This is a genomic window from Flavobacterium araucananum (assembly GCF_002222055.1).
In the GTDB taxonomy this organism is placed as follows: Bacteria; Bacteroidota; Bacteroidia; order Flavobacteriales; family Flavobacteriaceae; genus Flavobacterium; species Flavobacterium araucananum.
This window is the reverse complement of sequence record NZ_MUGS01000004.1, coordinates 142,929-155,580: the sequence shown is the minus strand read 5'-3', so window position 1 is coordinate 155,580 and position 12,652 is coordinate 142,929. Positions and strand designations below refer to the sequence as shown.

At 36.4% G+C, this 12,652-nt stretch carries 7 protein-coding genes; 4 read left to right on the top strand and 3 right to left on the bottom strand.

The genetic code is table 11. The features are described from left to right. Positions 1–20: 20 nt before the first annotated feature. From B0A64_RS03200 to B0A64_RS03190, 3 genes are all read right to left on the bottom strand, one after another. Positions 21–908, bottom strand: coding sequence for an alpha/beta hydrolase (locus tag B0A64_RS03200; protein ID WP_089478101.1), 888 nt, complete (start codon positions 906–908; stop codon positions 21–23). Between the two features lie 239 nt (positions 909–1,147). After that, the gene (locus B0A64_RS03195) at positions 1,148–3,457 is read right to left on the bottom strand and encodes a glycoside hydrolase family 3 protein (protein ID WP_089478100.1); all 2,310 of its coding nucleotides are present in this window, start codon (positions 3,455–3,457) and stop codon (positions 1,148–1,150) included. Positions 3,458–3,467: 10 nt separating this feature from the next. Then, the gene (locus tag B0A64_RS03190) at positions 3,468–5,726 is read right to left on the bottom strand and encodes a TonB-dependent receptor (protein WP_089478099.1); all 2,259 of its coding nucleotides are present in this window, start codon (positions 5,724–5,726) and stop codon (positions 3,468–3,470) included. Positions 5,727–6,116: 390 nt separating this feature from the next. On the opposite strand from B0A64_RS03190, the gene B0A64_RS03185 reads away from it, so the two are divergent. The 4 genes from B0A64_RS03185 to B0A64_RS03170 all read left to right on the top strand — a co-directional run bounded on the left by B0A64_RS03185 (position 6,117) and on the right by B0A64_RS03170 (position 12,643). Next, positions 6,117–6,863, top strand: a complete 747-nt coding sequence (locus tag B0A64_RS03185; protein WP_089478098.1) for an NUDIX hydrolase — start codon at positions 6,117–6,119, stop codon at positions 6,861–6,863. 388 nt (positions 6,864–7,251) lie between these two features. Continuing rightward, complete coding sequence (locus tag B0A64_RS03180; protein ID WP_089478097.1) at positions 7,252–7,839, top strand: RNA polymerase sigma factor; 588 nt, start codon at positions 7,252–7,254, stop codon at positions 7,837–7,839. Positions 7,840–8,070: 231 nt separating this feature from the next. Beyond that, on the top strand, positions 8,071–9,111 hold the full coding sequence (locus B0A64_RS03175) for a FecR family protein (protein WP_089478096.1): 1,041 nt from the start codon (positions 8,071–8,073) through the stop codon (positions 9,109–9,111). Positions 9,112–9,250: 139 nt separating this feature from the next. Then, on the top strand, positions 9,251–12,643 hold the full coding sequence (locus tag B0A64_RS03170) for a TonB-dependent receptor (RefSeq protein ID WP_089478095.1): 3,393 nt from the start codon (positions 9,251–9,253) through the stop codon (positions 12,641–12,643). The last annotated feature ends 9 nt before the right edge of the window (positions 12,644–12,652 follow it).

Genomic DNA, 12,652 nt, shown 5'->3' with positions numbered 1-12,652 from the left:
TAGTTTAAATAGTCTCTTTATTAGTTTAGAAATCCTTGCTGTGTGAGCCATTCTTCAAAACGGGTTTCCCATGAATCTACCGGCAAATTTTGTTTTCCGGTCCCAAAACCATGTCCGCCTTTTGCGTACACGTGCAATTCGACACTTTGTCCGGATTCCAGCCATTTGGTATACATCTGAATACTTCTTGGAGCTAGTTTTAACTGGTCATCGCTGGCGGCACAAACAAACATTGGGATCTTTTTTTCAGGCGTGGCAACAGTCAGAAGTTCCGGTCTTGGACCTCCGTAAATATTGGCTACAAAGTCCGGCAATTGATCCGGTGTATTTTCCAAAACCGTTTCCATCGCGACTGTACTTCCTGCCGAAAATCCAATGATTCCTGTTTTTTTAGTATCAATTCCGTATTTTGAGGCATTATCACGAACATATTTCAAGGCCGTTTTTCCGTCCTGTGCTGCTAACTTTATAGTCGCTAAGGAGTTTTTTTCAAAAGCAGCCCTGTCTTTCAATTTGTCCATCATTTCTCTTGCAGGATCATTGGTTTCGGTTTTGTTCAAACGGTATTTTAAAACGAAAGCTGTGATTCCTTTTTTGCTCAAAATTTCGGCCAATTCTTTTCCTTCTCTGTTTATCGACAAACTCTGGAAACCTCCGCCCGGAGCGATTACAATTGCTGTTCCGGTATTTTTAACTCCTTTTGGAACCTGATAAACCAACAAAGACGGATCGGTTACATTGTAAACAACTTCTGTCTTAAACAGATCTGAATACATTTGGGCTTCTTTTTGTGTCCAGTTTTCAGATCCCGGTGCTTTACCGGCGTATAGTTTTATGCTTTCCTGTGCTTTTACGGTCGTGCTTAAAAGCATACAGAAAGTGACTAAGAGTATTATTTTGTTTTTCATGTGATTTGTGGTACTTAATTTAATTAACTGTTTAATTTAATCTTGCAAAGTCGCAAAGTTTTTTTGTTTAACACAGATTTTGCAGATTGAGCAGATTTTAATTTGAAAATAAATAATCTGCGTTTATCAGCTTAAATCTTTTTTAAATCTGCGTGAAACAAAAAAACTCTGCATGAAACATTTTTTCCTTTTTTTAATCCTTGACATTAAATAAAACTTTGTGTCTCAATGGCTAAAAATTACTTCTTATAAGCTTCTGTTCTGGCATCTTTTATAACACCATTCCAGTTTAACCCAAAAGCAAAATCGTAAACATTTCCTTCGCTGTCTTTGTGCGAATCCATATCAAACGGAACATCTTCAAATTGTTTTTCTACGGTTTCCATATTCGCGGGCATCTGTACCGGCAATAAGCCTGATGGTTCTGCCTTTCCGGAAATGATATCTAATACCGCTTGCGTAGAGACTCCGAAATTTAAGACAATTCCGTCAACTTTTCTCTCAAATTCATTAAAAATCATTGGTTTAGAAGCTGTAACCGATACAATAACGGGTTTTCCGTTCATCATGTCTTTGGTATCCAGAATCGTTCTCAAGTCCATAGTGTTGGCAACGGTAACTGTTTTATTTTTATAGGTCCTGTCTGTAATGGTTGGGTCAATAACCTGATCTCCTGCGGCAATACTTTTTGTTCTGGCATTAGTTGCTGTATACGTCCCGTATTGTAACGAGATTGACACATAACCATTGCTTCCGCCCGTTCTGTCGTTTAGATCATAACCGCCTTCCAGACTTTGTGGACTTGTTACAAAAACAATCGCAAAATCAGCTTTAGACGGATCTTCGGTTACCTTATAATATTTCTTAACCAATTCTAAGTTTACAGGATATTCTAACTTGGGCTGACTTGCAACACCCCACCAATCTTTGGTTGAAGCGGTATAAATCTTCGGAATAAAAACTGTTTTCTTTTCTTTTAAGGGTAAAACCGATGCTTTGTTTTTCAGCAATACTACAGATTTTAGTTGTGCTTCGTAACCGGCTTTCATAAACTCAGGATTTCCAACAATTGCTTTTGTTTCGGCTATATTGAGATAGGGATTTTCAAAAAGTCCTACTCTGAAAATATTCTTCAATAAGCGAACGGCAGATCTTTCAAAACGCGCTCTCATAAAGGGTTCTCCAAATTCTTTAATACCCATTTGATAGGCTTCCAGAACCGGCTTTTTGTCATTGTTACCACCAAATTGATCTACTCCGGCAACAATCGCTTTATAATGTCTTTCTACAATCGAAAGATTCTCTACACCCCAGGGTTTTCCGGCAAAAACATTAGGTGTTTTTCCTTCTTCTCCCGTCACCAGCCAATCTGTACAAACTACGCCGTCGTAACCGTATTTATCTCTTAATAAATCGGTAATAATATATTTGCTGTAACCGTTGGCTACATTTTCGTTGTATTTTTTATCCTGATCAAAAGTGATCGTATAATAAGGCATAACCGCCGATGCTTTGCTTGTTTTTCCTTTTAATTTGAAAGCGCCATTCACGAAGGGATCAATGTGTTGCTGTAAATTATTTCCGGGATAAACGGCAAACTTTCCGTATGCCCAATGCCCGTCACGACCACCTTCTTCGGCACCACCGCTTGGCCAGTGCTTTACCATCGCATTTACACTTTTATATCCCCAACCATCTTTGATTTCGTCCTTACCGTAAGAAGTTTGAAAACCATCGATATAAGCACGTGCCATATCTCTGGTAAGCGCCGGGCTTTCGCCAAAAGTCATTGAAATCCTGTACCATCTGGGCTCAGAGCCTAAATCGATTTGTGGCGATAATGCCGTTGCAATCCCTAAAGCGCGATATTCTTTGGCTGCAATTTGTCCAAACTGTTCTACAATTTTAGGATCAAAAGTCGATGCCATTCCTAAACCGTCCGGCCACATCGAGATTTCTCCTCCTGCTCCACCGTTAAACTCAGACGTAACATTTGCTGTATGACGAGGATCTGTACTGGTATTACTCGGGATTCCCAAACCAATTCCTTCTACAAAAGCCTGCATCTTATTGTTCCATAAAGCGGCTACTTCAGGACTTTGTACTTTTGTTATCAATACATGACGAAGATTATCCTCTTTTAAAAACGCTTTTTGTTGATCTGTCAGATCATACGGGTTGGCATTACTTTCCGGAAACACTTTTCCGTTGTAGGTTCCGGCATTATAACCTGAAACTCCCGCCGGCAAAGCCTGATGGCGACTGTACAACATCAAACCTGCAATTTGTTCTACAGTCATTTTTGAAGCCAGATCCTTAGCTCTTTCTTCTGCCGGAAGACGCCAATCTTCGTATTTGTCCAGCTTTCCGTTTTTGTTTAAATCTTTAAATTGTTTGCCGTTTACCGTCAAAATTTTGATGCCGGATTCGGGAGAATATCCCAAATCGGCACCTTTATTGTTTTTTACAATCTTAAAATTTTCCTGTTGCGCTTGTCCTGTTGCGCTAATCAAAAATGCTAAACCCGCTGTAATAATTATTTTTTTCATAATACATAATTTAGAATCTGAAATTGAGTGAAGCTTCCAAAGTAAACGGACGAATGTAAGATCCTACCAAAAGCTTGTCATAATATGCCGAAGCATCTGTAATTAATTCGGCTCCATTGATTGTTCCTTTTGCTCCGGTTTGGTTCAGGAAGTTTACTGCTGTGATGCCAATATCAAAATGATCGTTGATCTTATAGTTTACACCTCCAAAAGTTTCCCATCTTGGCGCAAAAAATAAGGCATTGGTAAGGTTGGCATATTGCTTGCTGAAATAACGGAAACTTGCCCAAACCTTAAAGTCTTTGTAGGTATAACTTGGATCAATTTCCATTAATACTTTCGAAATTTCTAACACGTTTTTATCGTTATAAGAGTAGTTGTTTCCAAAAGCCGAGAAATCATAATTTTTATAAACCGGATCCTGAAAAGTAATCAGATAATGCAGGCTAAATCCCTTAAACGGAGTTGCCACAATATCAGTCGTCCAGCCTAAAGTCTGAATGTCATAAAAAACGGTTGCAACCTCTGACTGACTTGCATTTGCAGGATTTACCAGGTTTAATCTTGCCTGATAATTATTTCTGGTCAGGTAAGTTGCCTGCGAAACAAGGCTAAATTTTTCCTGATTGTAATACAATCCAAAAGCAGCTAAAGGACTTTTGGTCTTAGCCAGATTTGGCGCCACAGATCCTGAATAACTTTCTAATTGTCCGTTTTTTTCTGTATAAGTAAAATCGGCAAGGATTCCCGCACTTTTAGTTACTTTGTAAACGGCGTTGACAGAACCTCCTAAATGAAACCAATTGTTATCGAAATAGCTTTTTTGGCTGGGATCAAAAACTAAATTTGGTGTTCTTGGCGTTTGGTAATAATCGCCTTTTAGTTTGTGGTATCTTAAATTTACACCATAAGCCAAAGTCAAACGATCAGAAACAGTCCAGTTATCAGAGAAATATCCGGATAATTTATTTTCGAAACCATTGTGGTATTCTCCACCAACATTATAATTGTAAAATCCGTCAGCATCTGTATTCGAAGTTCCTCCGGGAGTATTACGAACCAATTTATCCGGATTTGCACTTACAGTCTGATTAAAGAAAGAACGGCTTGACGTAAATTGATCTACATTATAATAATACTCTAACAATCCAATTCTCCATTTGTGTTTCTCGAGATTCTTTTTAATTTCAAATCGGGATAAAACAGTTGTGGTTGGCGTTCCGTCTGTATATAACCCTAACATCGAATTTACATTTCCTACATACGGCTGACCTGTAGCTTCGTAGGTAAAATTATCTGCTGCTGTTCCCTGAAAAATACTTAACGGGATAGCGATCAATTGAGAAGCTTTTGAGGTTCTGAAACGTGTCGAGAAATTGAATTTCCAATCGTTTGCCAAATCATAATTTCCTAAAATATCAAAGGTGTGCGAGGTTGTTGCTGCATCGCTCCCGCCCATATCGGCAAATTTGGTTTCGCCGGTCAGGATATCTTTAAATTTCATCGTTCCGTCGTTGACGATATACGAATCACGACCAATTTTAAAATCATTGTATTCTTCGACTTTTCCGCCTTCTTTATATTTAAAAACAGCATAATTGGTCAAGGAAGCCGAGTTTGCATATTTATACAAAAAGCTAATTTGTCCTTTTCCGTTGTTAAATTTCTTAGTTAGTCCGGCTCTGTATATTTGCGTTCGGTCAGAATATTTGGCAAATTTTAAATCGAAAGAATTGGGATCAAAATTCGCATAAGCACCCATCGTATAGGACCATCCTTTGCTTAACGGGCCTGAAACATTAAGGTCGCCTTTCATCCAGCCAAAACTTGATCCGGAGAAATTACCGTTGATTTCCAGTTTATCTGTTCCTAGTTTGGTATAGGAGTTTACGGCAAAACCTAAATCTCCGGTTGTAATCGCGGCTTCTCCAATTTTTAATAATCCTGTGCGTCCCAAACTTTTACTCTGTCTCCAGGTTCTGTTGGGTAGTTCCGGCCAGAAATAATATACAACGGGTAAATCGTTTTCCTGAATCGTGATGCCGCCCACAGTCGATGGTAAGCCAATATTTACATCACGCGGCCCTGAGTTGTTTGCCGCATTAAGCATTACGTTTCTATTTTTTTCTTCTTTGGTGTCTGTTTCTACAATCTTGGTAACCGTTTTTATCGAATCGGTTGCTTTTTGTTGTTTTTTATCCTCTTGGGAGTAAGCGTCTAAAGTGGGAAAGACTGCCATACAGATTGCTGAGATTAGCATTTTTTTCATAAGTGGTAAGTTAGTTTAGTAAGTGTAAAATTTCATTGCTTCATTATGAAGCAATATTAATTACAATTTCCCATATCAACAAATAAATGCAGTAATAATTTTCATAATCGCATTATAATCAACCTTTAAATCTCATAAAAACAATAAAGAAGAGAGATCATTGCATAGTTCTAAAAACTAAAAAAAACAGCTACCACGTTTGCGTAAAGTATTGAAATCATTGGTTAAAGTCAGCATGACCTTAATTGCATACGAACCAAAAAGAGGATTGAAATTTGCTGAATTTTTAAAATCAATATTTTCTTTACTGAGAAAAAAAATGTCAGAAAAAATTGAAAGGATTTGACATATACTACTCAAAAGATTAAATTTGAAACTTATTACACCCTTATGGAATTAAAAAATATACTGGAGAAACAATCTGAAGAGTCGTTTAAAAAATATATTCCGACGCTTTCTATCGATTGTGCTATTTTTAGCTTTCACGAAAACTCGTTGTATGTTTTGACTGTAAAAATGAAGGATCAGGACTCGTGGGGACTTCCGGGAGGTTACGTAAAAAAGGAAGAAAACGTTGATGATGCGGCGGTTCGGATCTTAAAAGACAGAACGGGAACCGAAAATATCTACTTGCAGCAATTTTATACTTTTGGAAATCTAAAACGTTCCGAAGGTGCATTTGAAGATCATGATGATAGTATCTGGAACAAACAGCGTTTTGTTTCGATTGGTTATTATGCACTGGCAGAACACTCGCAGGTAAAACTGGTTATCGATCAATATTCGACTACTGTCGAATGGCAGGCGATCGAGAAACTGCCTTCGTTTATGATGGATCACAGATCGATCTTAGATAAAGCACTCCTTACACTTCGCGAGCAATTAAACAACCATCCAATTGGCTATAATCTTTTGACGGAGAAGTTTACGATGCCGGAATTACAGAAGTTATATGAAGCCATTTTAGGCAAAAAACTAAATCGTGGTAATTTTTATCGAAAAATCCTGCGTTATGATATCCTTACCAAACTGGATGAATCCAGAAAAGGCGGTGCACATAAAGCTCCGGATTTATATAGTTTTGATTTAGAAAAATACAATAGTGCACTAAAAGAAGGCTTAAAAGGAAGCTGGTAATTTTTATTATTCTGAATGTTGTCCTGCTTATCTTTAGCACGTCAAAACATAGCTTTTATAAACTCCAAAATGGGCACTTCTTTTTTTTAAATGCTTCTTTTTTAAGCAATAATCATTGGCTTTATCTCAAAAAACCATAAACTCCCTATTTTCGTATATTTAATAAAAAAAGCGGCTCAATGCAAGTAAATGCTAGCTTTAGCACGTTTTCGTACACAAAATAGTACGTTTCAAATATTTACAAAATCTTTAATCCTTTTTTAACAATTACATAATATCTATATCAAATAATTATTAAAACCGTATTTCGACTAAATATTTTTCATTGGAATACATCATATATTCAAAAAAGTAATAATATTGTCTACGTCAACTAATTATTATACAGATGTCTTTAAATTCCAATTCAGACCAAAGCAAACTCCTTTATGAGTTATCGCAAGGGAGCGAACTGGCTTTTACGCAACTGTATAATCAATACAAAAATGTTGTTTTTTCTACAGCTTTAAAAATTACAAAATCGAGAATTTTAGCAGAAGAAGTGGTTCAGGATGTCTTTTTGAAAATCTGGCAAAATCACGAGAATCTAGCCGAAATTGCCAATATCGAAAATTATCTGTTTATCATTTCGCGCAATCATATTTTTGATATGATAAAAAAAATTGCCCGCGATAGTTCTTTGGTGGCAGATATCAAATACAAAAATACATCGGCAAATGATACTGATGAAGCTATAAAAGACGCTCAGTATAATGTTATTTTAAACCAAATTGTGGAGCAACTTCCTCCGCAACAGCAAAAAATCTATAAAATGGCCAAATGGGACGGTTTAAGTCACCAAAAAATTGGCGAAGATTTAGGCATCTCGACAGAAACGGTCAAAAAACACATGTCGCAGGCATTAAAATTTGTACGTGTAAAAATTTCTCCTTACATGAATATGTTCCTGACTTTGTTTTTGTTTTTTAAATTGTAAACCCTTCTGATTTACTGTAAAATCAGGCTTTTTGTTTTTTTTTACATTTTTTTTACATTTTTTTAACTTTCGACTACTCCTTCCCTGTTTTTTAATCGTCTTTATAATAAAGGTCATTACTTAATGCAGGTTTACTACCTATTTTAACAAGATCCTTGAATTTAAAACAAAAACAAGAAACCCCCAAGTTTACCAGTATAAAACGATTATTAACTCACAATCAAAACACAAATGCAACAAAAAGTATTTGAAGAATTATTCGAAAACTACCTGCAAAATAATTTAAATGAGGTAGAGCAACAAAAGCTGATGGAGATGATCCAGTTGGGCAAACATGACGCTTTTATTAAAGAAAAGATTCAGTTGCTTATGGACCAAAATCAGAATATCGAAACATTAGAAAAGCAAAAAAGTGATGATATCCTGAGCTATATCCTTTCTCAATCCAGTGCCCCAAAAGTTATTTCGATTACTGAACACAAGAAATCATCTGTAAACATAAAGAGGTCTCTTGTTGCGATAGCCGCAGCAATTGTGATTTTGTTTGCTTTAAGAACTGCTTTTGTTTCTGAAAACACACCAAATCCTGTAAAAATAAAAGAGGAAAAATTAGAAAAAGTAAGTCCAATTTTAGCTTTCAACGGCAAGCAACTTATTCGTTTACCGGATGGAAGTACCATTATCCTAAACCAAAAAAGTAGCATAACGTACAATCAAAACGATTTTAATACCAAAACAAGAGAAGTTACTTTGTCCGGAGAGGCTTATTTTGATATTAAACACAATAACAAAAAACCTTTTATTGTTCATACCGGAAAAGTAAGTACCAGAGTTTTAGGAACTGCCTTTAATATAAACGCTTACGATACCTCTAATACTATCGAAGTTACGGTAGAACGCGGTAAAGTACAAGTTGGAGATGTTAAAAAAATATATGGTGTGATTACGCCTAACCAGCAAATAAAAGTGAATAAAAACACTTTTGACTTCGAACAAAACAATACTAAAATCGAAACTGCGATTGCCTGGAAAAGCAATTACCTGATTCTGGATGATCTTAATATGGAAGAAGCTGTGGCGCTAATTTCTCAAAAGTATAAAGTCAAAATTTTATTATCGAATGAGAATATTAAAAAATGCAGGATTACGGCCAGTTTCTTAAATGAAGAAGATTTGGATCATGTCTTAAAAGTAGTCTGTAGTGTTATTGAAACGAGCTATCACTACAATCAAAACAACGCAATTGTCCTGGAAGGAAAAGGTTGCGAATAGCACCAAAATGGAGTATTAACCTTTAAAAACGTATATAAACTAACCAAAAATGAAATAAAAAAAGCCATCCGGCTCCGACACCAGATGGCCACGATTCTTAATAATTAATTCCAGTAACCATTAAAAAACATGCAAATTTATGAAATTACGCTGTAAAACAACCATGTTTGACAGGGAAAAGAAATCTACGTCTTTATTCCGCCTGTCAAAAAAAACTATTACGATCATGCGAATCAGTTTATTCCACATTTTCTTATTGACCTGCGGAACCCACATGGTTTTTGCAAATGAAATGAGCGGTCAAAATTTAGAATCTATATCTGTAGATATTGAACTACACAACCAGGATATAAAAACTTTATTTAAAACGATCGAGAATAAAACCGGATTATTATTTGCTTACCAGCCACAAGCGATCAAAGATTTTCCAAAAGTAAGCACTCCAAAAGGACGCAGAAGTGTAAGCGATATTTTGAATAGTGTGTTTCAGGGCAGTAATTTGGTCTACAAACAAGTAGATCAAAATGTGGTAATTTTTAAAAAAGAAAAAACACAAACAGTTGCCAGTATAACACTATTTGTTGTTGCAGATATTACCTACAACTTATCGGGGAAAATTCTGGACGAAAATAGTCAGCCTTTACCCGGTGTATCTATTTCGTTAGTGGGCGGCAACAAACAAGGAATCTCTGATTTTGACGGACAATTTTTTATCGAATTGCCAAAAGGAAAACACGTGCTTAAAATATCTTATATAGGCTATAAAACACAGGAAATTACGGTCGAAAATCAAACCTCGGTAACTATAAAAATGCAACCCGATTTAGCCAAACTGGACGAAGTTGTAATTATTGGTTATGGTACAACAACCAAAAGAACTTCGACGGGATCTGTCGTTAAAATTACTTCGAGTGATATCGAGAAACAACCTATAACCAACATCCTGCAAAGTTTGCAAGGGCGAACCCCGGGTGTTTTTGTAACACAAACTTCCGGTTATGCCGGTAGTAATATGAATATCGCGATTCGTGGTACAAACTCTATCACGGGCGATAACTTACCTCTTTATGTTATTGATGGTGTGCCGTATATTGGTGATGATATCAAAGAACAGGTTCAATCTGATCGTGTAATCAGAGGGGCGCAAAAATCGACAAGCCCATTAAATATTATAAACCCAAATGATATCGAAAGTATCGAAATCCTTAAAGATGCTGATGCAACGGCGATCTACGGTTCAAGAGGTGCAAATGGTGTGGTATTGATTACGACTAAAAAAGGCGAATCAGGCAAAACTACTTTTACTGTAAATACAAATTCAGGAATCTCTGAAGTGGCAAATATGGTCAATACTCTGGATACTCCTACTTATCTAAATATGCTTCGCACGGCACTAACAAATTCTAAAGCCACACCAAGTGCTTTTAGTAACGGAATTGCTTTGACAGATTTTAGCCAGACGGATCAAACAAACTGGCAGAAAAAATTAATTGGAGGAACTGCTAATTTCAATAATTTCTCGGCAAGTTTAAAAGGCGGAAATGAAAACACCAATTTTTTATTAAGCAGTACATATCATAAAGAAACGACTGTTTTGCCGGGAGATTTTGGTTACAACAAATTCTCTACAAACTTTAGCGTGAGTCACAGTACATTAGACAAAAAGCTTAAAATTGGAGCTTCGGTAATTTATGCTACTGACAAAAACAAATTACCGTTCTACGATATTACCAATTATGCGGTTGTTACGGCACCCAACCATCCTATCTATAATCCGGATGGAACTTATTATTGGTCACCGACATATTTTAGCGATGTAAACCCAATTGCGGCTTTAAACAGAAGAACCGAAGACAAAGGAAACAACCTGATTACAAGTTTTAGTGTTCAATATGAAATTGCAAAAGGTTTCTCTTTTAAAACGGACCTGGGCTACGGAAAAGCAGAAATGACATCGAAACAATTTTTGCCGTCATCCGGTATGAATAATGTATATTATACTGCCAATAATATCTCGCTTAATACTTCAAGATCTTATATTGTTTCGATCAACAATACGAACAATTTTAGCATTGATCCGCAATTAAATTATTCTACTCCTTTATGGAAAGGTAATTTTACTGCCTTGGTAGGTGGTTCGTGGCAAAACCGAAAATCAGAAATGCCATCGTATGTAAACAGTTCAGGATATAGTGCTGATAACTTGATTGGTATTACAGGAACGGCTGCAACCGTAACGTCTTACAATGGTTCATCAGAGTATAAATATGCTTCTTTGTTTAGTAGATTAAATTATAATATTGCGAACAAATATGTGCTAAACATCAATTTTAGACGAGATGGTTCATCTCGTTTTGGAGCCAACAACCGTTACGGAAATTTTGGATCTGTTGGTGGAGCATGGATTTTTACAGAAGAAAATTTCCTGAAAAATGTTTCCTGGCTAAGTTTTGGTAAACTTCGTTCGAGTTATGGAGAAGTGGGTAGCGACGCTATTGGCGATTATGGCTATGCAAACACCTACTCTACGGCTACTTACGGAACCGGAAACGCTGCTATGTCAGAATCCAGAATTGCAAACCCAAATTATCAATGGGAAGTAACCAAAAAGTTTGAAGCAGCAATCGATCTGGGATTCTTTAACGATCGTGTTTCTACCAGTATTGCATATTACAGAAACATTACCGGAAATCAACTGGTTAATGCTACTTTAAGCCCACAAGCCGGATTTACGAGCTATCAGGCAAACTTAGGTGCCGAAGTAGAAAACAAAGGTTGGGAGTTTACGCTAACAACAACCAACGTTCATACTAAAAATTTAAACTGGACAACTTCGTTTAATATCTCTCAGAACTCTAATAAATTATTATCCTTTCCGGGTATAGAAACCTCTGCTTATTATACTACTTATGTCGTTGGAAACGCATTAAGCGGTCGATATTTATACAATTTTACCGGTGTAAATGCAAGTGGTATCGCTCAGTTTGAAGATGTAAACGGAGATGGAAAAATCTCTACAGGATTTGCTCAGACCGGAACCGGTGACAGAAAATATTATGGACCGTCTTACCCTAAATATTATGGCGGAATCTCGAACTCGATCAGTTATAAAGCCTTTTCGCTTGACTTTTTATTCCAATTTGTAAAACAAGAAGGCAGAAGCATGTTATCGTCGATTGCTGTACAACCCGGATATCCATACGGTTTGGCAAATTATCAGGTAGATGATTACAATACTTATCTGGCTCAGGGCAATGTTTTAAGTGCTGCTTATCAGGCTAGTTTCTTTAATTATGCAGGTTCTACGGCTACAATTGTAGATGCTTCTTATATCAAATTAAAAAATGTTAGCGCTACTTATAATATTCCTTTAGATCAAAAAACACAAAAATTCATTCAGAATATTCGTCTTTCTCTTCAGGGGCAAAACTTATTGACGATCACAAGCTACAAAGGATTTGATCCTGAAACGCAAGGTTTGTCACTGCCTCCGTTGCGTACGATAACTCTTGGAACTCAGTTTACATTTTAAATCTAAAAA

What these genes read in the sequence shown, in the direction of transcription:
- B0A64_RS03200 (WP_089478101.1), bottom strand. Translation starts at nt 908, where the DNA reads ATGAAAAACAAAATAATACTCTTAGTCACTTTCTGTATGCTTTTAAGC.
- B0A64_RS03195 (WP_089478100.1), bottom strand. Translation starts at nt 3,457, where the DNA reads ATGAAAAAAATAATTATTACAGCGGGTTTAGCATTTTTGATTAGCGCA.
- B0A64_RS03190 (WP_089478099.1), bottom strand. Translation starts at nt 5,726, where the DNA reads ATGAAAAAAATGCTAATCTCAGCAATCTGTATGGCAGTCTTTCCCACT.
- B0A64_RS03185 (WP_089478098.1), top strand. Translation starts at nt 6,117, where the DNA reads ATGGAATTAAAAAATATACTGGAGAAACAATCTGAAGAGTCGTTTAAA.
- B0A64_RS03180 (WP_089478097.1), top strand. Translation starts at nt 7,252, where the DNA reads ATGTCTTTAAATTCCAATTCAGACCAAAGCAAACTCCTTTATGAGTTA.
- B0A64_RS03175 (WP_089478096.1), top strand. Translation starts at nt 8,071, where the DNA reads ATGCAACAAAAAGTATTTGAAGAATTATTCGAAAACTACCTGCAAAAT.
- B0A64_RS03170 (WP_089478095.1), top strand. Translation starts at nt 9,251, where the DNA reads ATGAAATTACGCTGTAAAACAACCATGTTTGACAGGGAAAAGAAATCT.